26 protein-coding genes are annotated in these 22,006 nt (G+C 62.0%); 13 read left to right on the top strand and 13 right to left on the bottom strand.

Going from position 1 to position 22,006, the window contains the following annotated elements; all coding sequences use genetic code 11:
• Nucleotides 1–174: 174 nt before the first annotated feature.
• From RTP54_RS06760 to aat, 5 genes are all read left to right on the top strand, one after another.
• A complete protein-coding gene (locus tag RTP54_RS06760) occupies nucleotides 175–942 on the top strand; it encodes a DsbA family protein (protein WP_112808258.1) in 768 nt (255 codons plus the stop codon).
• A gap of 118 nt (nucleotides 943–1,060) precedes the next feature.
• Nucleotides 1,061–1,507 carry a type II 3-dehydroquinate dehydratase gene (gene aroQ, locus RTP54_RS06755; protein WP_112818361.1) on the top strand — a complete coding sequence of 149 codons (447 nt, stop codon included), beginning with the start codon at nucleotides 1,061–1,063 and terminating at the stop codon, nucleotides 1,505–1,507.
• Between the two features lie 23 nt (nucleotides 1,508–1,530).
• On the top strand, nucleotides 1,531–1,995 hold the full coding sequence (gene accB / locus RTP54_RS06750) for an acetyl-CoA carboxylase biotin carboxyl carrier protein (protein ID WP_112818362.1): 465 nt from the start codon (nucleotides 1,531–1,533) through the stop codon (nucleotides 1,993–1,995).
• A gap of 12 nt (nucleotides 1,996–2,007) precedes the next feature.
• Complete coding sequence (accC, locus tag RTP54_RS06745) at nucleotides 2,008–3,351, top strand: acetyl-CoA carboxylase biotin carboxylase subunit (RefSeq protein WP_112808264.1); 1,344 nt, start codon at nucleotides 2,008–2,010, stop codon at nucleotides 3,349–3,351.
• Between the two features lie 9 nt (nucleotides 3,352–3,360).
• Nucleotides 3,361–3,975, top strand: a complete 615-nt coding sequence (aat, locus tag RTP54_RS06740; RefSeq protein ID WP_112808266.1) for a leucyl/phenylalanyl-tRNA--protein transferase — start codon at nucleotides 3,361–3,363, stop codon at nucleotides 3,973–3,975.
• Nucleotides 3,976–4,306: 331 nt separating this feature from the next.
• Here aat and RTP54_RS06735 read toward each other — a convergent pair whose 3' ends face one another.
• From RTP54_RS06735 to gatB, 5 genes are all read right to left on the bottom strand, one after another.
• Nucleotides 4,307–4,759, bottom strand: coding sequence for a DUF2155 domain-containing protein (locus RTP54_RS06735; RefSeq protein ID WP_112808268.1), 453 nt, complete (start codon nucleotides 4,757–4,759; stop codon nucleotides 4,307–4,309).
• Nucleotides 4,760–4,888: 129 nt separating this feature from the next.
• A complete protein-coding gene (locus RTP54_RS06730; RefSeq protein WP_112808270.1) occupies nucleotides 4,889–5,284 on the bottom strand; it encodes an NADH:ubiquinone oxidoreductase subunit NDUFA12 in 396 nt (131 codons plus the stop codon).
• A 108-nt stretch (nucleotides 5,285–5,392) separates the two neighbouring features.
• The gene (locus RTP54_RS06725; protein ID WP_312361654.1) at nucleotides 5,393–5,863 is read right to left on the bottom strand and encodes a GNAT family N-acetyltransferase; all 471 of its coding nucleotides are present in this window, start codon (nucleotides 5,861–5,863) and stop codon (nucleotides 5,393–5,395) included.
• 130 nt (nucleotides 5,864–5,993) lie between these two features.
• Entirely contained in the window at nucleotides 5,994–6,488 is a 495-nt protein-coding gene (locus RTP54_RS06720; protein WP_112818364.1) for a GNAT family N-acetyltransferase, read from the bottom strand.
• Between the two features lie 3 nt (nucleotides 6,489–6,491).
• Nucleotides 6,492–7,994 (bottom strand): Asp-tRNA(Asn)/Glu-tRNA(Gln) amidotransferase subunit GatB, encoded by a 1,503-nt coding sequence (gatB, locus tag RTP54_RS06715; RefSeq protein ID WP_112808341.1) that lies wholly within the window; start codon nucleotides 7,992–7,994, stop codon nucleotides 6,492–6,494.
• Nucleotides 7,995–8,142: 148 nt separating this feature from the next.
• Between gatB and RTP54_RS06710 the strand changes: the two genes are divergently transcribed.
• Both RTP54_RS06710 and RTP54_RS06705 read left to right on the top strand, forming a co-directional pair.
• Nucleotides 8,143–8,454, top strand: coding sequence for a DUF1294 domain-containing protein (locus RTP54_RS06710; RefSeq protein ID WP_312361653.1), 312 nt, complete (start codon nucleotides 8,143–8,145; stop codon nucleotides 8,452–8,454).
• A 175-nt stretch (nucleotides 8,455–8,629) separates the two neighbouring features.
• Nucleotides 8,630–8,884: a YjhX family toxin gene (locus RTP54_RS06705; protein WP_312361652.1), complete on the top strand. Its 255-nt coding sequence runs from the start codon at nucleotides 8,630–8,632 to the stop codon at nucleotides 8,882–8,884.
• Nucleotides 8,885–8,997: 113 nt separating this feature from the next.
• Here the strand turns inward: RTP54_RS06705 and RTP54_RS06700 are convergent, their stop codons facing one another.
• From RTP54_RS06700 to RTP54_RS06680, 5 genes are all read right to left on the bottom strand, one after another.
• Nucleotides 8,998–10,332, bottom strand: coding sequence for a diguanylate cyclase (locus RTP54_RS06700; protein ID WP_312361651.1), 1,335 nt, complete (start codon nucleotides 10,330–10,332; stop codon nucleotides 8,998–9,000).
• 251 nt (nucleotides 10,333–10,583) lie between these two features.
• Nucleotides 10,584–11,087, bottom strand: a complete 504-nt coding sequence (locus tag RTP54_RS06695; protein WP_312361649.1) for a GNAT family N-acetyltransferase — start codon at nucleotides 11,085–11,087, stop codon at nucleotides 10,584–10,586.
• A gap of 99 nt (nucleotides 11,088–11,186) precedes the next feature.
• Nucleotides 11,187–12,668: an Asp-tRNA(Asn)/Glu-tRNA(Gln) amidotransferase subunit GatA gene (gatA, locus tag RTP54_RS06690; protein ID WP_312361648.1), complete on the bottom strand. Its 1,482-nt coding sequence runs from the start codon at nucleotides 12,666–12,668 to the stop codon at nucleotides 11,187–11,189.
• A 51-nt stretch (nucleotides 12,669–12,719) separates the two neighbouring features.
• Entirely contained in the window at nucleotides 12,720–13,007 is a 288-nt protein-coding gene (gene gatC, locus RTP54_RS06685; RefSeq protein WP_112808286.1) for an Asp-tRNA(Asn)/Glu-tRNA(Gln) amidotransferase subunit GatC, read from the bottom strand.
• Between the two features lie 110 nt (nucleotides 13,008–13,117).
• The gene (locus RTP54_RS06680) at nucleotides 13,118–13,822 is read right to left on the bottom strand and encodes a metal-dependent hydrolase (RefSeq protein WP_112818370.1); all 705 of its coding nucleotides are present in this window, start codon (nucleotides 13,820–13,822) and stop codon (nucleotides 13,118–13,120) included.
• An 82-nt stretch (nucleotides 13,823–13,904) separates the two neighbouring features.
• Here RTP54_RS06680 and ruvX point away from each other — a divergent pair, with 82 nt between their 5' ends.
• Complete coding sequence (gene ruvX, locus RTP54_RS06675; protein ID WP_112818371.1) at nucleotides 13,905–14,393, top strand: Holliday junction resolvase RuvX; 489 nt, start codon at nucleotides 13,905–13,907, stop codon at nucleotides 14,391–14,393.
• On the opposite strand, the gene RTP54_RS06670 is transcribed toward ruvX, so the two are convergent.
• On the bottom strand, nucleotides 14,336–14,680 hold the full coding sequence (locus RTP54_RS06670; RefSeq protein ID WP_312361647.1) for a DUF6105 family protein: 345 nt from the start codon (nucleotides 14,678–14,680) through the stop codon (nucleotides 14,336–14,338). The genes ruvX and RTP54_RS06670 overlap by 58 nt on opposite strands.
• Nucleotides 14,677–14,832 carry a hypothetical protein gene (locus RTP54_RS06665; RefSeq protein ID WP_312361646.1) on the bottom strand — a complete coding sequence of 52 codons (156 nt, stop codon included), beginning with the start codon at nucleotides 14,830–14,832 and terminating at the stop codon, nucleotides 14,677–14,679. Before RTP54_RS06665 ends, RTP54_RS06670 begins: the two co-directional genes overlap by 4 nt.
• A gap of 240 nt (nucleotides 14,833–15,072) precedes the next feature.
• Between RTP54_RS06665 and RTP54_RS06660 the strand changes: the two genes are divergently transcribed.
• Nucleotides 15,073–16,008 (top strand): AEC family transporter, encoded by a 936-nt coding sequence (locus RTP54_RS06660; protein WP_312361645.1) that lies wholly within the window; start codon nucleotides 15,073–15,075, stop codon nucleotides 16,006–16,008.
• On the opposite strand, the gene RTP54_RS06655 is transcribed toward RTP54_RS06660, so the two are convergent.
• Nucleotides 15,990–17,642 (bottom strand): acyl-CoA dehydrogenase family protein, encoded by a 1,653-nt coding sequence (locus RTP54_RS06655; protein WP_112808296.1) that lies wholly within the window; start codon nucleotides 17,640–17,642, stop codon nucleotides 15,990–15,992. The two genes, RTP54_RS06660 and RTP54_RS06655, sit on opposite strands and share 19 nt — an antisense overlap.
• Before the next feature lie 157 nt (nucleotides 17,643–17,799).
• Here RTP54_RS06655 and RTP54_RS06650 point away from each other — a divergent pair, with 157 nt between their 5' ends.
• The 4 genes from RTP54_RS06650 to dprA are packed head-to-tail and all read left to right on the top strand — an operon-like array spanning nucleotide 17,800 to nucleotide 21,817.
• A complete protein-coding gene (locus RTP54_RS06650; RefSeq protein ID WP_112808298.1) occupies nucleotides 17,800–18,741 on the top strand; it encodes an aspartate carbamoyltransferase catalytic subunit in 942 nt (313 codons plus the stop codon).
• On the top strand, nucleotides 18,738–20,027 hold the full coding sequence (locus RTP54_RS06645; protein WP_112808300.1) for a dihydroorotase: 1,290 nt from the start codon (nucleotides 18,738–18,740) through the stop codon (nucleotides 20,025–20,027). The genes RTP54_RS06650 and RTP54_RS06645 overlap by 4 nt, the downstream gene beginning before the upstream one ends.
• A 27-nt stretch (nucleotides 20,028–20,054) precedes the next feature.
• The gene (plsY, locus tag RTP54_RS06640) at nucleotides 20,055–20,666 is read left to right on the top strand and encodes a glycerol-3-phosphate 1-O-acyltransferase PlsY (protein WP_112808302.1); all 612 of its coding nucleotides are present in this window, start codon (nucleotides 20,055–20,057) and stop codon (nucleotides 20,664–20,666) included.
• Nucleotides 20,666–21,817, top strand: a complete 1,152-nt coding sequence (dprA, locus tag RTP54_RS06635; protein ID WP_312361644.1) for a DNA-processing protein DprA — start codon at nucleotides 20,666–20,668, stop codon at nucleotides 21,815–21,817. The genes plsY and dprA overlap by 1 nt, the downstream gene beginning before the upstream one ends.
• Nucleotides 21,818–22,006: the final 189 nt, after the last annotated feature.

Raw genomic sequence — 22,006 nt, 5'->3', positions numbered from 1 at the left:
ACAAGTCCGCGAGCGCCGTATTTCCGCCGATTTTGCCGTTTCGTTTCCCCGGGCGCCACCCTATGCTGCCGCCGTGTTGCGGGGCCGGAGATTCCTGTCGTCTTTTAAAGCACGCATTGACCGTGTATCGCGACATGGACGACAGACAGGGCAAGCAGAGACAACGAGGACGATATGAATTTCAGCACGAAAATGATTGCCGCGGGAACGCTGGCCGCGTTCCTGGCAGGCGTCAGCTTGCCGCAAAGCGCTCTCGCGCTCGACCAGAAGCAGAAGGACGAATTTGGCGCCTTCATCAAGGAATACCTGCTGGCCAATCCCGAGATCATGCTCGAGGTCCAGGAAGCATTGGCCACCAAGCAGCGCGCCAAGCAGCAGGAAGCGGCAGAAGGCGCGATCACCGAGAACAAGAAGGCGATCTTCAATTCCCAGTACGACATGGTGCTTGGCAACCCGGACGGAGACGTCACGGTCGTCGAGTTCTACGACTACAACTGCGGCTACTGCAAACGTGCACTGACGGACATGGAAGACATCCTTGCCAAGGACAAGAACGTCCGCTTCGTGCTGAAGGAACTGCCGATCCTCGGCCCGGATTCGCTGGCCGCCCATAAGGTCAGCGCCGCATTCCGTCTGGTGGCGCCCGAGAAGTTTGGCGAATTCCACCGGGCCCTTTTGGGTGGCGAGGACCGCGCGACCGAGGAAACTGCGATTGCCGTTGCCGGCAAGCTCGGCGTGACTGAAAAGCAGCTGCGCGCCAAGATGGAGAAGGAGCCGCATGACGCGGCGGTGCGCGAGGCCTATACCCTCGCCAACGACCTCGGCATCACCGGCACGCCCTCCTACGTGATCGGCAACGAGGCCGTGTTTGGCGCCGTCGGCGCCGAGGAAATCAGCAGCAAGGTTGCCAATATGCGCAGCTGTGGCAAGACCGCCTGCTGACCTGCACCCCTGGACGATCTGCCCCAACTGTGGACAAATCCCGCGAGGACCCAAAGGGCTTTTCCTCGCGGGACCATCAGTCTATAGGTAACCCACCATCACCGGACCGGAATCCCGCATGCCAACCAAAATTTTCGTGCTGAACGGCCCCAACCTGAATGCGCTCGGCAAGCGTGAACCGGGGATCTATGGCGGCCAGACACTCGCCGACATCGAGGCGATGTGCACCACGGAAGGCAAGACGCTGGGGCTCGCGGTCGATTTCCGGCAATCCAACCACGAAGGCACGTTGGTCGACTGGCTGCACGAGGCCGGCGAAAAGGCTAAAGGCGTCGCGATCAATCCGGCCGCCTACGGCCACACGTCGATCGCGCTGCATGATGCCATCCGCGCCATCGGCATTCCGGTGGTCGAGTTGCATCTCTCCAACATCCACGCGCGTGAAGAATTCCGCCACAAGTCGATGATCGCGCCCGCGGTCAAAGGCGTGATCTGCGGTTTCGGTGCGCAGAGTTACATTCTGGCGCTGCATGCGCTAAAGAACCTGACAGAAACGTCGAAATAAAAAGAACACGAGGCTCATATCCCATGGCTGACAAGAAACCCGGTATCGACCAGGCGCTGATCCGCGATCTCGCCAATATCCTGAACGACACGGATCTCACCGAGATCGAAGTGGAACAGGAAGATCTCCGCATCCGCGTATCGCGCGCCGGCACGCCGGTCGCTGTCTCGATGCCGACCTACCAGGCCCAGCCGGCTGTCCATGCCGCACAGCCAGCCGCTGCCGCCGCCCCGGCGGAGACCAGCCGCACTTCCAAGAACGCTGTCACGGCCCCCATGGTCGGCACGGCATACCTCGCACCCGCTCCAGGCGCCCGCCCCTTCATCGAGGTCGGCACCGTGGTCAAGGAAGGCCAGACGGTTCTGATCATCGAAGCGATGAAGACCATGAACCAGATCCCTGCCCCGCGTTCGGGCAAGGTGACCGAAATCTTCGTCCAGGACGCAGCCCCCGTCGAATATGGCGAGCCGCTGATCGTAATCGAATAAGGCGGCGCTGCGATGATCTCGAAAATTCTCATTGCCAATCGCGGCGAAATCGCACTTCGCGTACTGCGCGCCTGCAAGGAACTGGGCATCGCCACGGTGGCCGTGCACTCCACGGCCGACAGCGACGCCATGCACGTGCGTCTCGCCGACGAAAGCGTCTGCATCGGCCCTCCGCCGTCGCGCGATAGCTATCTGAACATTCACCAGATCGTCGCGGCCTGCGAAATCACCGGCGCCGATGCCGTGCATCCGGGCTACGGCTTCCTGTCGGAAAACGCCAAGTTTGCCGAAATCCTCGAAGCGCACGACATCACCTTCATCGGACCGACTGCGGAACATATCCGCATCATGGGCGACAAGATCACCGCCAAGAAGACGGCGCAGGAACTTGGCATCCCCGTGGTTCCGGGTTCCGACGGCGAAGTGCGCCCCGAAAATGCGCTCGAAGTCGCGCGCAAGATCGGCTTCCCTGTCCTGATCAAGGCAACCGCGGGCGGCGGCGGCCGCGGCATGAAGGTGGCCAAGAGCGAAGCCGATCTCGAAGAAGCCGTGTCGACCGCTCGTTCCGAGGCGCTTGCCGCATTCGGCAATGACGCGGTCTACATGGAAAAGTATCTCGGCAAGCCGCGCCATATCGAAATCCAGGTCGTCGGTGACGGTCAGGGCAACGCGATCCATCTCGGCGAACGCGACTGCTCGCTGCAGCGTCGTCACCAGAAGGTATGGGAAGAGGCAAACTCCCCCGCCCTCAACGTCGAACAGCGCATGAAGATCGGCGAAATCTGCGCCGACGCCATGCGCAAGCTGAAATATCGCGGCGCCGGCACGGTCGAGTTCCTCTACGAGAACGGCGAGTTCTATTTCATCGAAATGAACACCCGTCTTCAGGTCGAGCATCCGATCACCGAGGCGATCACCGGTATCGATCTCGTGCACGAACAGATCCGCGTCGCATCGGGCGGCGGGCTCTCGGTCAAGCAGGAAGACATCGTGTTTTCCGGTCACGCGATCGAGTGCCGCATCAATGCCGAGGACCCGCGCACCTTCGTCCCCTCGCCGGGCACGATCACGCATTTCCATGCACCGGGCGGCCTCGGCGTTCGCGTGGATTCAGGCGCATATCAGGGCTACCGGATCCCCCCCTACTACGACAGCCTGATCGGCAAGCTCATCGTTCACGGCCGTACCCGCGTCGAATGCATGATGCGCCTTCGCCGCGTGCTCGACGAGTTCGTCATCGACGGCATCAAGACGACGCTGCCGCTGTTCCAGGACCTGATCAACAATCAGGATATCGCGAATGGCGAGTATGATATCCACTGGCTGGAGAATCATCTGGCCTCCACGTCCGAATAGGACCGTGCATTGAAAGGGACGCGCAGCAAGCAACCCGACGTAACACCGGACATGCTGCTGCGCGCCTATTCCATAGGCCTGTTTCCGATGGCCGATTCGGCCGACGACCCGGAACTTTTCTGGGTCGAGCCGGAGATCCGCGGCGTTATCCCGCTCGATGGATTTCACGTCTCGCGCAGCCTCGCCAAAACAATCCGCAAGAGCCAGTTCGACATCCGATTCAACACCGCCTTCGAAGCGGTCATGGAAGGCTGTGCTGCGCCGGCGCCCGATCGTCCGACCACCTGGATCAACGGCAAGATCCGCACCCTCTACGCCACCCTCCACGCGATGGGCTACGCCCACAGCGTCGAAGCCTGGAAGGATGGCGCTCTGGTCGGCGGTCTCTACGGTGTCTCGCTCGGCTCTGCATTCTTCGGTGAAAGCATGTTTTCCCGACGGACCGATGCCTCGAAGATCTGCCTTGTGCATCTGGTGGAGCGCCTGCGCGCACGCGGCTTCGAACTGCTGGACACACAGTTTACGACAGAACATCTCAAGTCGTTCGGTGCGGTCGACGTGCCGAAGGCCGAGTATGAGATCATGCTCGCCAATGCGATGAATTCACCTGATTTGACGTTCTGAGAACAACGCCGGATCGCTGGCATTGCGGTCGCTATCACAAAGCAGGCGCCGTCCATTTTTGCGCGCCTTCGCGGCATATGGGGCCAGCGTCAGCATTCGCAAACTGAATCATGCCGACGCTCTATCTCTTTGTATTGACCCGTTTTCCGACGCTACGCTCGTTCGCCCGGCGCAAGCGCGCTGCACCCGCGCCCGACGTCGTCCGGCAAGACGATATCGCCCGCCTTGCCAGGGTCACCAGCCCGGTGGTTCCATTTTTCCTGTCAGGATGAGTGCGCAAAGACACGCAGAACCTTTGCTGCGCGCCGACAAGCGTGTCCGTTAGGGCTCGTTACTTCTTGGACGCGGTATCGGGTGGCGGCAGATCCGAAGTCGCCTTGCAGGATTGCAGCCAGACGTCATAGACCGGGTGCTCGACTGCATTGAGACCCGGGCTGTCGGCAAACATCCAGCCAGTAAAGATCCGTCTGATCTTGCGATCGAGGGTGATCTCGTCGACCTCCACGAAGGTGGTGATCTTCTGCGCTTCGGTATCGTCCCTGTTGTAGCAGACGCGCGGCGTTACCTGCAGGGCGCCGAACTGCACAGTCTCGCCGATGTAGACGTCGAAGGTCGTGATACGGCCGGTGATCTTGTCGATGCCGGAAAAGACGGCGACGGCGTTGTTGATACGCGCGGCTTCGGCAGTGCCGATCGAGGAAACCATCGGCAGCGCAGCAAGCGCGGCAACACAGAGCCGGCGCGATGTCTGGCCGATTGATTTCCGCAGATAAGAACCCGCCATTCCCGCCTGTCTCCCGCGCGCCTTGCATTCACTGTTGATGAGTATCAGGCGCTAAACATGAAATGTGGCCGCCCCGTGGTCACCGGACCATTTGGCGAAGCGGCGCACGCTTGTCCGAGAACAAGTGTCTCAGGAACCCGGCGTCCAGGCGTCGTAGTCACCGGTCACACGCGGACGAGCCCCGGCACCTGCGATCGAACCCTGCGGCCTGTAGGCGTTGGCGGTGCCGGTCGGGTTCGGGCGATGTGGCTTCTGCCACTCGCGAGCGACATACTTTTCGTCAGCCGGCGATACGTCGGTACGGTGATGCATCCAGCCATGCCAGCCGGCCGGAATCGCCGAGGCTTCGGCGTAGCCGCTGTAGATCACCCAGCGGCGCGTGCGGCCTTCCGAGTCCTTGCCGCCCTGATAATAGACGTTGCCGAGCTCGTCTTCGCCGACACGCTGACCGTTACGCCAGGTGTGGAAGCGCGTTCCGATCGTCTGTTGGTTCCACCAGGTGAAAATCTGCAGCAGGAGCTTCATGGATGCCGTCCTCAACCGACCGTTGGGAAGGCGGCCGGATACCAAAACTATGTCCCCGCTTATGCCCCGCCACTCCGGCCTTGTCCAGTGTTTCCGAGGCGAACCCGGTCATTTCAACGGCATGTGAAAGCCGAAATGGCTGCGCACGAAACCGAGACGCTCATAGAACCGATGAGCAGCTGCCCGCGTCGCATTCGAGGAGAGCTGTACTTTTGCAGCGCCCCTCTCGCGCGCCCGCTCGATCGCATAGAGCATCATGCGTTCGCCGATACCGCGCCCGCGTACATCCTCGCGGGTTTGCACCGCCTCGACCAATAGTCTCGGCTGACCACGCCCTGGAAGCGACGTCAACAAAGTCGTCTGGAACGTGCCGACCACGTCGTCGCCAAGTCGGGCAACGTACAGGGTTTGCAGCTCGGATGCCTCTATGCGCTCAAAAGCTGCGAGATAATCGGAAAACGCCTCGGTCGCGGTCGTGTCGTCATGTCCGCCAACGCTGTCGGCGGCAAAAAGCGCGATGATGGCGGGAAGATCGGTCCGAGCGGCCTTGCGAATTTCCAGGTCGGTCGTCGCGTCCATATCGTCCTCCGCAAGTGACCATCAACACTAACCGTCAATCATCACGAGGCTACGGCTTCGTGACAACCAATCGCGAACCCTGTCTTTTCCACAAAGAAAGGCGAAGGCACCAGCTCCAAGGGAACGCGGCTCAGACCAACGGTTTTTCGAGAATGAGTGCCGGAAGTCCTGACGCGTCGCCGCAATCGCTTGTCCGGCCGACTTCGGAAAAGCCATGAGCGCGATAAAAGGCAAGCGCGTGAAGGTTCTGCGGCTCGACTTCGACGCGCATGCGCTCGGCGTCCGGAAAACAGGTTTCCAATTCAGCGAAAATATCCCGGCCGATCCCCTGCCGCTGCAATTTCGGCAGGACGTAGAGCTGGTGGAGCACGACGGTCTTCTTCAATGTGTCGGACATCGCCGCATAGCCCATGCCGCCGATGTTACGGCCGTCGTCGGCCACGAGAAACTCCGCGTTCTTGCGTTCCAGCCGGCTCTTCAGCGCCGGCAGTGAATGCCAGCGCCCTGTAAGCTCGTTGACTTTCTCGACACCATAGAAGGTGTCGTAGGTCGCGTGCCACGTCTCGGCGAGCAACACGCGAACCTTTTCCAGATCACGCTCACTCGCCGTGCGGACGAAGAACATCGATTATTCCTCGATACCGAGCTTGGCCTTGACCAGGGCTTGAACGGCCTGCGGGTTGGCCTTGCCGCCAGTCGACTTCATCACCTGGCCGACGAACCAGCCGGCGAGCGACGGCTTTGCCTGCACCTTGGCGACCTGATCCGGGTTGGCGGCGATGATCTCGTCGACGGCCTTCTCGATGGCGCCGGTGTCCGTCACCTGCTTCATACCGCGCGCCTCGACGATCTCAGCAGGATTTCCGCCTTCGTTCCAGACGATTTCGAAAAGATCCTTGGCGATCTTGCCGGAGATGGTCTCCGCCTTGATGAGATCGATGATACCGCCGAGCTGGGCGGGGGAAACCGGAGTCTCCTCAATGGCTTTGCCGGCTTTGTTCAAGGCGCCAAGCAGGTCGTTGATCACCCAGTTCGCGGCGATCTTGCCGTCACGCCCCTCGGCCACAGCCTCGAAATAGTCAGCGATCGACTTCTCCGAAACGAGCACGGAGGCATCGTAGACCGACAGACCCAGGGAACTGACAAAGCGCTCCTTCTTGTCATCGGGCAGCTCCGGCAAGTCGGCCTTGAGCGCATCGACGAAGGCCTGGTCGAATTCGAGCGGCAGCAGATCCGGATCCGGGAAGTAGCGATAGTCGTGCGCATCTTCCTTGGAACGCATCGAGCGCGTTTCGCCCTTGTTCGGGTCGAACAGGCGGGTTTCCTGGTCGATCGAACCGCCATCTTCCAGAATGCCGATCTGGCGACGCGCTTCATACTCGATCGCCTGGCCAATGAAGCGGATGGAGTTGACGTTCTTGATCTCGCAACGCGTGCCGAAAGCCTCGCCGGGGCGGCGAACCGAGACGTTGACGTCAGCGCGCATCGAGCCCTCGTCCATGTTGCCGTCACAGGTACCGAGATAGCGCACGATCGAGCGCAGCTTGGTCATGTAGGCCTTGGCTTCGTCAGACGAACGCATGTCGGGCTTGGAGACGATTTCCATGAGGGCAACGCCGGAGCGGTTGAGATCGACATAGGACATCGACGGGTGCTGGTCGTGCATGGACTTGCCGGCATCCTGCTCCAGGTGCAGGCGCTCGATGCCAATCTCGACATCCTCGAACTGGCCCTGGCGATCCGGCCCTACGGAAATGACGATCTGTCCCTCGCCGACGATCGGGTCCTTGAACTGCGAGATCTGATAGCCCTGCGGCAGATCGGGGTAGAAGTAGTTCTTGCGGTCGAAGATCGAGCGGTTGTTGATCACGGCCTTGAGGCCGAGGCCAGTGCGCACCGCCTGCTTGACGCATTCCTCGTTGATGACGGGCAGCATGCCTGGCATGGCCGCGTCGACGAGCGACACGTTTGCATTCGCCGGCTTGCCGAATTCGGTCGACGCACCCGAGAACAGCTTCGAATTGGAAAGCACCTGGGCATGGACCTCCATGCCGATGATGACTTCCCAGTCGCCTGTGGCGCCGGGGATGAAGCGTTTGGAATCGGGGGTACGGACGTCGACAATGCTCATATCATGCTCTTCTTTGAAGCCTGAATTCTTGGTTTCTCGGTAGAGCAATTGCCGCAATGGTGCAAGTTGTTAGGCGCAATCGCCCGGCGTGCGCCGACGTGTTGCCCGGTTTAACCGACGCTTAGCGTCCCGCGTGCAAAAATCGAACATGCCCGCCATCACCATCATCGCCCTGTACGCCCTCGCAGCGATCAACGTCACGAGCTTTTGCCTGTTCTGGTACGACAAGCACGCCGCACGCAAAGGCTGGCGCCGTATCCGTGAACGCACATTGCTGCAATCGGCGTTTTTCGGCGGTAGCATCGGTGCCCTGGCGGGCCGGAAGGTCTTCAGGCATAAGACGCGCAAGGAACCGTTTCGCACACGTCTGCTTCTGATCGTCCGGCTTCAGACGATTGCGACAATCGCTTTCGCAATCCTTGCGAGCGGCGCTCTTGACACCTTCGCTCGCCTCTTCTAGGTCAGACCCGTTCGAATGGAGTTTTGATGTTCTCATCGTCTGAGTCCCGGTAAGGGCCCCTGCCCGCTTTCTTCTAAAGACTGCGCGCACGGGCCGGAAACGTAACCCCGCTTTTCCCAAGATTTGCGGAACGTTTTTCTGCGTTCTTACGAACGCTATTCCGGAACATTCAGAAATGGATATCTCACGCGCTGAGCAGCGCATCCTTCATCATTTGGCCCAGGGCGGCCGCATCGAAATCACCCGCGACGGCAAGGCGATCATCGACATCCGATGCTTCACCCGTGACGGATGGGTCTATCCAAGCTTTGACCTCGAGCTTTTCCGCAAACTGAAGCGGAAGAAGGCGATCTCGTCATCGTCAGGCAAGCCCTACCGCATCACCCAGCAAGGCCTGCTTCTCGTCCGCTCCGAACTCAACAATCGGTAACCGGGCACATCAGAGAAGATGCCGGGCCGCAGCCTGGCATCTTCGCACCTGCCTCCCCACGCATGCGGAAGGCCTCCTTGCTTCACGCACGAATGGCGGGGCGGCACTGCGCGTTATCGCTGGCGTACAGCATCGAGCCGCGCGACCGTCGTATCGGCTGCCGGCGTGCCGTCGGCAAAGGTGCGGATGCAATCGCGCCCCTCCGCCTTGGCGACATAGAGCGCCCTGTCGGCCTGCGACAGCATGGCCTCCAGTCCGGAACCGGCTGGCAGCCGCTCGGCAATGCCGATGCTGGCTGTCACCGAGAGCGTCTCGCCATTCTCAAGCTCGACACCGAGTGCACGGATGGCGGCTAAGACCCGCTCGGCAACGCGATCCGCATTCGCCGGCGCCTGCCGGACAAGAAGTATCGCGAACTCTTCGCCGCCGAGCCTGCCGAAGAGGTCGTCGGAGCGCAGCGTCATGCGGACGGTCCGTGCCACCGCCTGCAGCACACGATCGCCTGCTGCATGACCGTGGGTATCGTTAATCACCTTGAAGCGATCGATATCCAGCATCATGGCGAAGATCGGTGTTTTCCGATTTTCGGCTTCGATGGAGGCGGACGCCCGCACCATGAAAGCGGCGCGGGCAAGACATTGCGTCAGGAAATCATAGTCGACCGCATGGGAAAGCCGGGCGATCAAGGTTCGGCGCGCCGCGTCGATGCTTGCCACGGTCAGCGGCCCGAGCGCCAGAAGCGTAATGCCGAGGCGCGTCGATATGAGTGTCGCCTCGGCGAGACGATCGCCGCCGAGATGCAGGGCGCCTGACGCAACGGCGACCTGGGCCAGCATGCAGACGATTGCCATCAGCACGGCGACGGCAAACAATCGGTAGGTCAAGGCGCACCACAGCAACGCCGGCACGGGAAAGGCAATTGCGCCCGGACCACCGATCAAAAGTGCGGCAGCGCAAGACGCCACCAGGGAAACGATCGGCCAGGGATTGACGCCCGCCGCAGGAACAATCCGCTCCCGGTCGACCAGCCCCGGCATTGCCAGAAACACCGGCAGGATGACGACGTAATTGACCAGCTCGGTCATCAGCCAAGCGACAACGGCGCGCGAGGCCGGTTCACCGAAATAGTGCACAACCGCGAGCGAGCCGACAATCGACGCGCTGCCGCCGGCCATGACCGCGATCGAAAACATGTAGAGCACGGCCAGGGGCCGGCGCAGATGACGATGCTCTGTCGACAGACGCATGAAGAGGATGTAGCCGACACCGACGCCGATCAGATTGGCGGCATTGAGCGCCACGGCTGCGCCGAGCCCCGAGCCGGTCAGAAGGTCGGCCAAAAGGTAAGCCAGGGCTGCGCAGGTCCAGGCGGTCGGCGTGCTCAACGCGGGATGACGCACCAGCAAGCCGAGCAGGATGGCATTAGCCGGCCACACGGAAGCGAGCATACCAAAAGGGCGGCTGAAAATACCGAGCAGGCAGGCTGAGAATATCGCCAGGCCGAAGCCGACAAGCCATAGCGGGCGAACGGATGACCTATAAGACGCCGATTGCTCTACGGTATTTTGGAGGATCTGCAACGAACGTCCCCTGCGTCGCCACGTAGTTTCAATACCCCTAATATTTCATGGGTCGAATGAATGCGAGGTGAATATTCGGCAGGGAGCCTTATCTCGCAAAAAACATCATGCCTTTCAGCTCAGCGGCCGTAGAGATCGGGAGCGGCGACCGCCAGCGACTTGCTCAGGCCGATGAACTCGACGTCCCGATCGAGCCTCGGCGCATAGGCAGTCGACAGCCAGCTGACGCCATAGCCCTGCTTGCGGAAGAAGCCGATGGCTGCCGTGTTCTGTGCATGTGTCTTTATTTGCACGGCCTCGAAGCCGTCACTTGCGATGCGACGCTCGAGATCTGCGAGCAGGAGACCGCCGAGCCCCCGCCGCTGCGCCTCGGGCTCGATCCAGAGGTCGGAAATGCTCTCGTCGAAATTTTCCCGCGCTGCCCAGCCACGCGGTCTGCCGTCAAGCTCGACCAGGGAAACGGAAAGCCAGTGGGCGGCAAGAAAATCGGCGAAGGCGTTTTCTGCCAGGCGTCGCATCCGATTGACGTCGGCAAGGCCAGTGATCGCGCCTTCCCAGGCGCGCAGGCCGATCGCGATCAGAGCGTCGACCTCATCCTGGCGGGCATGTCGGATCAAAGGCATGGCGCGGTCCCCCTCTCCGCGTCACTAGATCATGCGGCCGCCGGGTTTGCCAGACGGCGTCGAAGGCGCAGCCGCCTGGGGCGCTGCGCCTTCAGTTTCTTACCACCACTTGGTGGGCGTGAAGCGGCCGGCTGCCTGTTCGATCACATGTGCGGTCTTGAACAGGGTCTCTTCCTCGAACGGCTTGCCGATCAGCTGCAGGCCAAGCGGCAGGCCCTTGTGGTCGACGCCGCCCGGAACGGCGATGCCCGGCAGGCCGGCCATGTTGACCGTCACCGTGAAGATGTCGTTGAGGTACATCTTGACCGGATCGGATGCGAGATCCTCGTCGGCGATGCCGAAGGCGGAGGACGGTGTCGCCGGCGTCAGGATCGCATCGACACCGGCGTGGAAGGCCAGCTCGAAGTCGCGCTTGATCAGCGTGCGAACCTTCTGGGCGCGCAGATAATAGGCGTCGTAGTAGCCAGCCGAAAGCACGTAGGTGCCGATCATGATGCGGCGCTTGACCTCCTGGCCGAAGCCCGCGGCCCGGGTCTTTTCGTACATGTCGACGATGTCCTTGCCGTCGACGCGCAGGCCGTAGCGGACACCGTCATAGCGGGCAAGGTTCGACGACGCTTCGGCCGGAGCGACGATATAATAGGCCGGCAGCGCATATTTCGTGTGCGGAAGGGTGATGTCGACGATCTCGGCACCGGCGTCCTTGAGCCAGGCAATGCCCTGCTGCCACAGGGCTTCGATTTCCTCGGGCATGCCCTCGACACGATACTCGCGCGGAATGCCGATCTTCATGCCCTTGATCGACTGGCCGATCGAGGCTTCGTAGTTCGGCACCGGCAGATCGACGGAAGTCGTATCCTTGGCGTCGACGCTTGCCATAGACTGCAACAGGATCGCGGCGTCGCGCACGTCACGCGCGATCGGGCCGGCCTGGTCGAGCGAGGACGCGAAGGCGACGACACCCCAGCGGGAGCAGCGACCGTAGGTCGGCTTGATGCCGACGGTGCCGGTAAAGGCTGCCGGCTGACGGATGGAGCCGCCGGTATCGGTTGCGGTGGCACCGGCGCACAGATGGGCAGCCACGGCTGCCGCAGAACCACCGGACGAGCCACCCGGAACGAGATCGAGGTTGGAGCCCTTGGCCCGCCAGGGGTTTTTCACGGCGCCGTAATAGGACGTCTCGTTGGAGGAGCCCATGGCGAACTCGTCCATGTTGAGCTTGCCGAGCATGACCGCGCCGTCGTTCCAGAGGTTCTGGGTGACGGTCGATTCGTAACGCGGCGCGAAGCCATCGAGGATGTGGCTGCAGGCTTGCGTGTGCACGCCTTCGGTTCCGAAGAGATCCTTGATCCCGAGCGGAATGCCTTCGAGCGCGCCGGCCTTGCCGGCGGCGATGCGCGCATCCGAAGCCCTGGCCATTTCGCGCGCCTTGTCGGGCGTGACCGCGATATAGGCGTTGATCGCTTCGTTGGCGCCATCGATCGCGGCGATATAGGCGTCAGTCAGTTCAACGGCGGTGATTTCCTTGCCGGCAAGCTTGGTGCGGGCTTCGGCGATCGTCAGGCTGGTGAGTTCGGTCATGGTGAAATCGGGCTTTCGCAATCAGGGACGTCGGGGCGGCAGGCAGTCGGATTATTCGACGACCTTCGGGACGAGGAAGAAGTTGCGATCGGTATTGGGAGCATTGGCGACGATGTCGTCGGCCTTGCTGCCATCGGACACGACGTCCAGGCGCTTTTTCATCTCCATCGGCGTTACCGACGTCATCGGCTCCACGCCTTCGACATTGACCTCGGAGAGCTGCTCGACGAAACCAAGGATGCCGTTGATTTCGCCCACCATCCGCGTGGCTTCATCTTCACTGACGGCGATGCGTGCGAGGCGCGCGACGCGCTTCACGGTGGCAAGGTCTACGGACATGGTCGTCTCCGGTCTCTGGAACTTTCCCCCGCTATAATGGTGCGCGGCGAGGCGCGCAACGGGGGAATCGCCCGATCGCTCGCCTGCCGATGCCCCGACGGCATTTGCCGTCAAACGGTGACGACGCCGCCGACCGCAGGTGTCGCGACCTTGGTCGAGGCGCTATCCATGCCGACGATGAAATTTTCCGGCGTCTGGTCGATGATCGGGAAGGAACCGTAGTGACAGGGAATGGCGGTCGAGAACTTGAAATAGCGCTGGCAGGCGAGCGCGGCCACGGCACCGCCCATGGTGAAACGGTCGCCGATCGGAACGAGGCCAATCTCGGGCTGGTGCAGCTCCTCGATCAGCGCCATGTCGGAGAAAATGTCGGTGTCGCCCATGTGATAGAGCGTCGGCTCGTCCTCGAAATGCAGGACGAGACCGTTGGCACTGCCGAGCGAATGCGACACGCCGTCTTCGGTGATCTGTGCCGACGAATGCAGCGCATTGACGAAGGTTGCGGAAAAGCCCGGGAGATGGATGGTGCCGCCGGTGTTACCGGGCTCCATCGCCGAAACACCCTGGCGACCGAGCCACATGCAGAGATCGAAGTTGGCAACGACCACGGCTCCCGTTTCCTTGGCAATGGCGACGGTGTCGCCGACATGGTCGCCGTGCCCATGCGTCAAGAGAATATGGGTGAGCCCGGAGGTTACCTCCCGGCGCTCGCTGTCGAGGAACGCGGGATTGCCCGTAAAGAAGGGATCGATCAGGATCTTCGACGCTGCCGTTTCGACGTGAAAGGCGGAATGGCCAAGCCATTTGATCTTCATGACATTCTCCCAGATGATTTGTGCGTTGATCCAGCTATATGGAACGAAACGAGCCCCTGCAAAGATCGAATCGGCAAACCAAATGACAATTCTGACCATCGAAGAGCTTGCGAGCCATCTGCAGCCCAACCAGGCCATCGCCGGCCTCGATCTTGGCACCAAGACGATCGGCATTTCGGTGTCAGACCTTGGACGCCGGATCGCCACGCCGCGTGAAGTCATCAAGCGGGTCAAGTTCGGCATCGATGCCATGACGCTTCTGGCGGTTGCCGAGAAGGAACGGGTTTCGGCCTTCGTCATCGGCCTGCCGGTCAACATGGACGGCAGCGAGGGGCCCAGATGCCAGGCGACCCGCGCCTTCGTTCGAAACATGGTCGAGAAGACACCCCTGCCCTTTGTCTACTGGGACGAGCGACTGTCGACGGTCGCGGCCGAGCGGGTGCTGATCGAGATGGACGTCTCACGCAAGAAGCGGGCCGAGCGCATCGACTCGGCCGCCGCATCCTTCATTCTTCAGGGTGCGCTCGACAGGCTGGCGTCCCTTGCCAGGGACGGCGCATCGCGCGACTGAACGCCGGATGTCACGAAGCGTCGGCGATACCAGGCGGAAAGCTCACGCCGCTTGCGAAAGGCAATGATGCCGAGAACTATGAAACTGTCGACGATGATGGCGCGCGCAACAAGCGGCGGAATGCTCTCGGGCGGAATGCCGAGCACGTTGCCATAGACCTGAAAGACCATGTCGTGGGTCTGGCGCGTCAGCATGAAGAAGCCGAAGCTCATGTCGTAGTAGGAAAGGCCGTACCAAGCGGCCAGAAGCATGACGGGACAAGCCCACAGGATCAGAAACCACTTCATGCGGCCCCCCTTTCCGATAGGCGCCTGGACAACAGTGGATAGAGTGCACGGTCTGCCAGCACCAAGGCAAGCAGAACCGTCGCGGGGACCACGATATCGAGCGCCAGTCCGGCGAAAAACATCATCATGATGATCAAAAGACCAGTTCTCACCGAACCGCTCCATTCCGGATTTCATTGCGTTACCCGACCACTGTCCACGCTCGGCTCCGATCGCGCAATGTAAACCATTTGTTAAGGTTAATTTTCACAGGCCGCCTGCCGCTGGCGGTCCTTCCGGCCTTGCGAAAAGACCGCAGGACCAAGATGTCTCCTCACGAATTTCATCTGAAATGGATTCCGATCCGGGGCATTATGCAGTAACGGTGAGGCCCTCTCCCGAGCGGGCCCGCCATGATCATCGTTTTCGAAAGCATCCTTCCCATCTTCCTTCTGGTCCTGCTCGGCGTGTGGCTGAAGCGCACGACGCTTGTCGATCAGAACCTGTGGCTTGGCCTCGAACAGTTCGGCTATTACATCCTTTTCCCCGCCCTCCTGTTTTCGACGCTGGCCCAGGCCGATTTTTCCGGCATGAAGGCTGATGCAACCGCGATCGCCACCATTGGTAGCGTCAGCCTGATGTCGATCTTCGTGCTTGCGCTCTGGCCGCTGTTTCGCAGCAGGCAGGTTTCCGGCGCTTCCTTCACCTCGGTTTTCCAGACGGCGACGCGCTGGAACGGCTTCATGGCACTGGCGATCGCCCAGAAACTCTATGGTCCGATCGGGCTGACGCTGACGGCGCTGGTGATGACCCTCGTGATCATCCCGATCAATCTCTACAACGTCGGCGTGCTGGTTTGGTTCGGCGGCGGCAATCGAGATTTCCGGCGTTTCTTTGCCAAGATCGTCACCAATCCGTTAATCGTCGCATCGGTACTCGGCATCCTCTTCAACCTCGCGGCCATCAAGGTCTATGGGCCGGTGATGACGACGATCGACATGCTGGCGAGCGCGTCGCTCAGTCTCGGGCTGGTGATGGTCGGTGCCGGATTGCGGGTGTCCGACGCCTTGAAGCCGACCGGTTCCGCGTTGCTCGCGGTTTTCCTGAAGCTGATCGTCATGCCGGTGTTCATGGTCGGCGCCAGCTTCCTGCTCGGCATCCGCGGCGACGCGTTGTGCGTCATCGCGCTCGGCGCTGCCGTGCCGACAGCGATGAACGGCTACCTGCTGGCCAAACAGATGGGCGGAGACGCCGAGCTCTATGCGGCGGTGGCGACGGTCCAGACCGTCGTCTCCTTTTTCACGATACCGCTGGTGCTCTCGGTGACGGCTTACGTCGCAGCCGGATAGAGCAGGTCGAGAATGTAGGCCGAATCGAAGCGCGAATCGAGCATGCCATAGGTCGAGCGCCAACCGGCGGCCAGGCGCGATTCGAGGAAGGCATCGGCGATGCGGCCGGCACCGAGCCGATAGAGTTCGGCGGCAGCCGCGGCGAGCGCAAGTTGCTCGACCAGCATGCGGGCGGCGCCCTCGTCGCGCTCACACAGGGACATCGCCGCGCGCAGCACGTCGATGGTCTTGCGACCGGCCGGGCCGAGATCGCGGCTCAGAACCGCGAACAGCTGCTCGAACAGGTCCTTGCGCTTCAGAAGCACGCGCAGGACATCGAGCGCCATGACGTTGCCCGAGCCTTCCCAGATCGCATTGACCGGTGCCTCGCGATAGTGCCGCGCCAATGCCCGTTCCTCGACATAGCCGTTGCCGCCGAGGCACTCCATCGCTTCATAGATCAGCGCCGGTGCGATCTTGCAGCACCAGTACTTGGCGACCGGCGTCATGATGCGGGCGTAGGCTGCCTCTTCCGAACTGCCATGCGCCTTATCGAAGGCATCGGCAAGGCGGAACGACAGGGCGCTGGCGGCGGCAACGTCGAGCGCCATATCGGCCAGAACCCGGGTCATCATCGGCTGGCTGACCAGCGGCTTGCCGAACACTTTTCTTCCACGCGTGTGGTGCACCGCTTCGGCGAGCGAAGCCCGCATGATGCCGGCGGACGCAAGTGCACAATCGAGACGGGTCAGCGTCACCATGTCGAGAATGGTGCGGATGCCGGCATCCGGGGCGCCTAGCACGAAACCGAACGTGTCGGAAAACTCGACTTCGGAGGATGCGTTGGACCGGTTGCCGAGCTTGTCCTTCAACCGCTGGAAGCGCAGGCCGTTGGCGGCACCGTCCTCGAGCAGTCTCGGCACGAGGAAACAACCGAGGCCGTCGCGGGTCTGCGCCAGCATCACGAACGCGTCGCTCATCGGCGCCGACATGAACCATTTGTGCCCATTGAGGCGATAGATGCCCTCGCCCACGCGCTCGGCGGTCGAGGTGTTGGCGCGCACGTCGGTGCCGCCCTGCTTTTCCGTCATGCCCATGCCGACGGTGACGGCGGATTTCTGCATCCAGGGCTTGTTCGACGAATCATACTTGCGTGACAGGATTTTCGGCGCCCATTCCTTCTGGACGGCTGGCGATGCGGTGATCGCGGCCAGCGAAGCGCTCGTCATCGTCAGCGGGCAGAGATGTCCGCATTCCAGCTGCGCGGTCAGATAGAAGCGGATGGCGCGCGTCTTGTGCGACTGGTTGCGCTCGTCGGGCAGGTTTTCCCAGGCGGATGCGTGCAGGCCCGAGGTCATCGAGCGCCGCATCAGTGCATGCCAGGCCGGATGGAATTCGACGACATCGAGGCGCTCGCCCCGCGGACCGTGCGTCTTCAGCTTCGGCGCGCCTTCATTGGCCATGCGCGCCAGTTCCTGCGCCTCCGGTGAGGTCACGTAGCGGCCGAGCGTGTCGAATTCGTCGCGCAGCGCCTTCGTCATGCCCGAGGTGATGTCCACGACCAGCGGATCGGAACGATAGGCATTAATGCCGGACCAGGGCTTGGGCTGGTTCAGCTCGGCGAGTTTCTGTTCGGTCCGGTTCATCTGATTCATGGGCCGGTTCTAGCGCAAGTTTGCCGGCCACGAAACGGGGCCCGGGAAAGATAGGATGCCGCACCCAAGTTTTCTGCGGACGGGCATGCGCACCGCTTGCCGTGCCGGGGGTCACGTCTTATAGAGCGAGCCACATTCCAGAGCGCAAGGGCGGCCCATGACCACTTTCCCGCATCGCCACCTGCTCGGCATCAAAGGTCTCACGGAGCAGGATATCACGCACCTGCTCGATCGTGCCGATGAAGCCGTCAAGATCTCCCGTCAGCGAGAGAAGAAGACGTCCACCCTTCGTGGACTGACGCAGATCAATCTCTTCTTCGAAGCGTCGACGCGGACACAATCCTCCTTCGAACTCGCCGGCAAACGGCTTGGCGCCGACGTGATGAACATGTCGGTCGGCAATTCCTCGGTGAAGAAGGGCGAAACGCTGATCGACACGGCGATGACGCTGAACGCCATGCACCCGGATGTGCTGGTCGTGCGTCACTCTTCGGCAGGTGCCGCAGCCCTTCTGGCGCAGAAGGTATCCTGCTCGGTGGTCAATGCCGGAGACGGTCAGCACGAGCACCCGACCCAGGCGCTGCTCGACGCGCTGACGATCCGCCGCATCAAGGGCAAGCTCTCGCGCATCATCGTGGCGATCTGCGGCGACGTGCTGCATTCGCGGGTTGCCCGCTCCAACATCCTTCTTCTCAACCAGATGGGTGCACGGGTACGCGTCGTCGCACCGGCGACATTGCTGCCGTCGGGCATCGCCGACATGGGCGTCGAGGTCTACCACTCGATGGCCGAGGGGCTGAAGGATGCCGACGTGGTGATGATGCTGCGCCTGCAGCGCGAGCGCATGGCCGGTTCCTTCGTGCCGTCGGTGCGCGAATACTTCCACTATTACGGCCTCGACGCCGAAAAGCTGAAAGCTGCCAAGGAAGACGCACTCGTGATGCATCCGGGCCCGATGAACCGCGGCGTGGAGATCGCCTCCGAGATCGCCGATGGTCCGCAGAGCGTGATCGAACAGCAGGTCGAGATGGGTGTCGCCGTGCGCATGGCAGTGATGGAAACGCTTCTTCTTTCGCAGAACCAGGGGCCGCGCACATGACCAGACCGCTCGTTCTTAGAAACCTCCGCATCATCGATCCCTCGCGCAATCTCGATGAAACCGGCACGGTTATCGTCGGTGACGACGGCCGGATCCTCGCTGCAGGCAAGGATGCCCACAACCAGGGCACGCCGGACGGCGCCTTCGTCAAGGACTGCGACGGGCTGACGGCCGTACCGGGCCTCGTCGATGCGCGTGTCTTTGTCGGCGAGCCGGGTGCCGAACATCGCGAAACGATCGAATCGGCGTCGCGGGCGGCCGCGGTCGGCGGCGTGACGTCCTTCATCTCGATGCCGGACACAGACCCCGTCATCGACGACATCGCGCTCGTCGAATTCATGCAGAAGACGGCGCGCGACAAGGCGCTCGTCAATGTCTATCCGGCAGCCGCGATGACCAAGGGGCTCGCCGGCGAAGAGATGACCGAATTCGGACTGCTGCGCGAGGCAGGCGCGGTCTGCTTTACCAACGGTCGCCGGGCGATCCACGACACACTGATGCTGCGCCGTGCGATGACCTATGCCCGCGAGTTCGGCGCCGTCATCGCGCTCGAAACACGCGACAAGTATCTCGGCAACGGCGTGATGAACGAGGGGCTGCTTGCAAGCTGGCTCGGTCTTGCCGGCGTGCCGCGCGAGGCGGAGATCATCCCGCTCGAACGCGACCTGCGCATCGCCAGCCTCACCAAGGCCGCCTACCACGCCGCCAAGATCTCGGTTCCCGAATCGGCCGACGCCGTGCTGACGGCCCGCAACCGCGGCGCCAACGTTACCTGCGGCATCTCGATCAACCATCTTGCGCTCAACGAGAACGACATCGGCGAGTACCGGACGTTCTTCAAGCTCTCGCCGCCCCTGCGCCGAGAGGACGACCGGGTCGCGATGGCGGAAGCCCTTGCCAACGGCACCATCGACATCATCGTTTCCTCGCACGATCCCCAGGACGTCGACACCAAGCGCCTGCCGTTTTCCGACGCCGAGAACGGCGCGATCGGGCTCGAAACGATGCTTGCGGCCGCCCTGCGTCTCTACAACAGCGGTCAGGTGCCCCTGATGCGGCTTATCGATGCGATGTCGACGCGCCCCGCAGCGATCTTCGGACTGGACGCCGGCACGCTGAAGCCGGGTGCCAAGGCCGACATCACGGTCATCGACCTTGAAGAGCCCTGGGTCCTCCACAAGGAAGCGATCGTTTCGCGGTCCAAGAACACGCCATTCGAAAATGCGCGCTTTACCGGGCGGGTTGTGCAAACCTATGTTGCCGGCAAGCTCGTGCATTCGGCATAAGCGACAGCGGTCGCGCGGGAGGAACCGGTGGATCTATTTTCCTGGCAGCTCGGGCTGCCCCTGACAGCCTTGAGCCTCGCCTTCGGCTACCTGTTGGGCTCGATCCCCTTCGGGCTCATCCTGACGCGCATGGCCGGCCTTGGCGACGTTCGAAAGATCGGCTCGGGCAATATCGGCGCCACCAACGTCCTGCGCACCGGCAACAAGAAGCTTGCCGCGGCAACGCTTCTTCTTGATGCCCTGAAAGGCACGGCGGCGGCCGCGATCGCATCGCACTGGGGTGTCGAAGCCGGCATCGCCGCCGGCCTTGCAGCCTTCCTCGGCCACCTCTACCCGGTCTGGCTCGGCTTCAAGGGCGGCAAGGGCGTGGCCACCTATATCGGCGTGCTGCTCGGCCTCGTGCCGTGGATGGTTCTCGTCTTTGCCGCGATCTGGCTGGCGATGGCGAAACTCAGCCGCTATTCCTCGCTTTCGGCCCTGGTTGCAACGGCGGTCATTCCGGTTGTACTCTACTTTGCAGGACACGAGAAAGTCGCTCTGCTGTTCGCGGTCATGACCCTGATCACATGGGTGAAGCATCGCGCCAACATCAAGCGGCTGCTCGCAGGCACCGAGAGCAGGATCGGAGACAAGGGATAATGTTGGATGTCAGCGCACGACGAACCGGAGTTGCGCTGACCGATCAACAAAAGATGTCCTGGCTGCGGCTCATCCGCAGCGACAATGTCGGCCCGGTCACCTTCCGCGATCTGATCAATCATTTCGGCACCGCCGACGCTGCACTCGACGCGCTCCCGGAACTCTCCAGGCGCGGCGCCGGCGCGCGAACCTTCCGTGTCGCAACAACCGCCGAAGCGGAGCGCGAATTCGAAATCGCCCACCGTCTCGGCGCGACCTTCATCGCCATCGGCGAACCGAACTACCCCTTCGCTCTGCGCCAGATCGACGGCGCCCCTCCTCTTCTTGCAGTCAAGGGCAACCTCGATGCCGCAAGGCGTCCGTCACTCGGCATCGTCGGCTCGCGCAACGCCTCGGTCAGCGGCGCGAAATTTGCCGGCATGATGGCGCGTGACGCCGGACAGGCCGGTTACACGATCACGTCGGGACTTGCGCGCGGCATAGACACCGCCGCCCACAGAGCAAGTCTTGCGAGCGGAACGATCGCCGTGCTTGCGGGCGGTATCGACCGGCCCTATCCGCCCGAAAACATCGGGCTCCTTGACGACATCATGGCTGGCGAAGGCCTGGCCGTCAGCGAGATGCCGTTCGGATGGGAGCCGCGTGCGCGCGATTTCCCGCGACGCAACCGCCTGATCGCCGGCATCAGCCTCGGCGTGGCGGTCGTCGAGGCGGCCAACCGCTCCGGTTCACTGATCACGGCGCGTTATGCCGCCGACTTCGGCCGCCTGGTGTTTGCCGTTCCCGGATCGCCGCTTGACCCGCGTTGCCACGGCACCAACGACCTCCTCAAGCAGGGGGCCATCGTCACGACGACATCGCACGATGTACTCGATGCCCTCGCTCCGCTCAGCCAGCCTACCTTGCCTTTTCCGACGGGAGCCAGTGAGCCGGCCCAGGAATTCCCCTCGAGACAGCCGCAACCGCTCGCTGACCGTGACCGCGTGACCATCACCGATGCGCTCGGCCCGACGCCCGTCGATATCGACGACGTCATTCGCCATACCGGGCTGCCCGCGGCCGAGGTTTACCTGGCACTGATCGAGCTCGACCTCGCCGGCCGCCTCAACCGCCATGTGTCGGGCCTCGTGTCGCTCGAAGGCGAGCAATAAAACTTCTTGTTTGCGCACGATCCTGTCGACAACCGGCAACACAAAAGTACATTCGCAGATACGAAGAAAATGCGTCCGGCTCAATTAAAACGCGATGTGTTTACCCGTTCCCGCGATGGCTGCATAACGCCGCCCTGTCGCTATTTTGAAGGAAACCCCTTGACCGCGCTCGAATCCCTGTCCATTTCG

The sequence above is a fragment of the Ensifer sp. genome, assembly GCF_031989085.1.
GTDB lineage: Bacteria > Pseudomonadota > Alphaproteobacteria > Rhizobiales > Rhizobiaceae > Ensifer.
Note: the sequence above shows the minus strand (reverse complement) of the source record. Positions and strands in the feature narration are given on the sequence as shown.

What these genes read in the sequence shown, in the direction of transcription:
- RTP54_RS06760 (WP_112808258.1), top strand. Translation starts at nt 175, where the DNA reads ATGAATTTCAGCACGAAAATGATTGCCGCGGGAACGCTGGCCGCGTTC.
- aroQ (WP_112818361.1), top strand. Translation starts at nt 1,061, where the DNA reads ATGCCAACCAAAATTTTCGTGCTGAACGGCCCCAACCTGAATGCGCTC.
- accB (WP_112818362.1), top strand. Translation starts at nt 1,531, where the DNA reads ATGGCTGACAAGAAACCCGGTATCGACCAGGCGCTGATCCGCGATCTC.
- accC (WP_112808264.1), top strand. Translation starts at nt 2,008, where the DNA reads ATGATCTCGAAAATTCTCATTGCCAATCGCGGCGAAATCGCACTTCGC.
- RTP54_RS06735 (WP_112808268.1), bottom strand. Translation starts at nt 4,759, where the DNA reads ATGGCGGGTTCTTATCTGCGGAAATCAATCGGCCAGACATCGCGCCGG.
- RTP54_RS06730 (WP_112808270.1), bottom strand. Translation starts at nt 5,284, where the DNA reads ATGAAGCTCCTGCTGCAGATTTTCACCTGGTGGAACCAACAGACGATC.
- RTP54_RS06725 (WP_312361654.1), bottom strand. Translation starts at nt 5,863, where the DNA reads ATGGACGCGACGACCGACCTGGAAATTCGCAAGGCCGCTCGGACCGAT.
- RTP54_RS06720 (WP_112818364.1), bottom strand. Translation starts at nt 6,488, where the DNA reads ATGTTCTTCGTCCGCACGGCGAGTGAGCGTGATCTGGAAAAGGTTCGC.
- gatB (WP_112808341.1), bottom strand. Translation starts at nt 7,994, where the DNA reads ATGAGCATTGTCGACGTCCGTACCCCCGATTCCAAACGCTTCATCCCC.
- RTP54_RS06710 (WP_312361653.1), top strand. Translation starts at nt 8,143, where the DNA reads ATGCCCGCCATCACCATCATCGCCCTGTACGCCCTCGCAGCGATCAAC.
- RTP54_RS06705 (WP_312361652.1), top strand. Translation starts at nt 8,630, where the DNA reads ATGGATATCTCACGCGCTGAGCAGCGCATCCTTCATCATTTGGCCCAG.
- RTP54_RS06700 (WP_312361651.1), bottom strand. Translation starts at nt 10,332, where the DNA reads ATGCTCGCTTCCGTGTGGCCGGCTAATGCCATCCTGCTCGGCTTGCTG.
- RTP54_RS06695 (WP_312361649.1), bottom strand. Translation starts at nt 11,087, where the DNA reads ATGCCTTTGATCCGACATGCCCGCCAGGATGAGGTCGACGCTCTGATC.
- gatA (WP_312361648.1), bottom strand. Translation starts at nt 12,668, where the DNA reads ATGACCGAACTCACCAGCCTGACGATCGCCGAAGCCCGCACCAAGCTT.
- gatC (WP_112808286.1), bottom strand. Translation starts at nt 13,007, where the DNA reads ATGTCCGTAGACCTTGCCACCGTGAAGCGCGTCGCGCGCCTCGCACGC.
- RTP54_RS06680 (WP_112818370.1), bottom strand. Translation starts at nt 13,822, where the DNA reads ATGAAGATCAAATGGCTTGGCCATTCCGCCTTTCACGTCGAAACGGCA.
- ruvX (WP_112818371.1), top strand. Translation starts at nt 13,905, where the DNA reads ATGACAATTCTGACCATCGAAGAGCTTGCGAGCCATCTGCAGCCCAAC.
- RTP54_RS06670 (WP_312361647.1), bottom strand. Translation starts at nt 14,680, where the DNA reads ATGAAGTGGTTTCTGATCCTGTGGGCTTGTCCCGTCATGCTTCTGGCC.
- RTP54_RS06660 (WP_312361645.1), top strand. Translation starts at nt 15,073, where the DNA reads ATGATCATCGTTTTCGAAAGCATCCTTCCCATCTTCCTTCTGGTCCTG.
- RTP54_RS06655 (WP_112808296.1), bottom strand. Translation starts at nt 17,642, where the DNA reads ATGAATCAGATGAACCGGACCGAACAGAAACTCGCCGAGCTGAACCAG.
- RTP54_RS06650 (WP_112808298.1), top strand. Translation starts at nt 17,800, where the DNA reads ATGACCACTTTCCCGCATCGCCACCTGCTCGGCATCAAAGGTCTCACG.
- RTP54_RS06645 (WP_112808300.1), top strand. Translation starts at nt 18,738, where the DNA reads ATGACCAGACCGCTCGTTCTTAGAAACCTCCGCATCATCGATCCCTCG.
- dprA (WP_312361644.1), top strand. Translation starts at nt 20,666, where the DNA reads ATGTTGGATGTCAGCGCACGACGAACCGGAGTTGCGCTGACCGATCAA.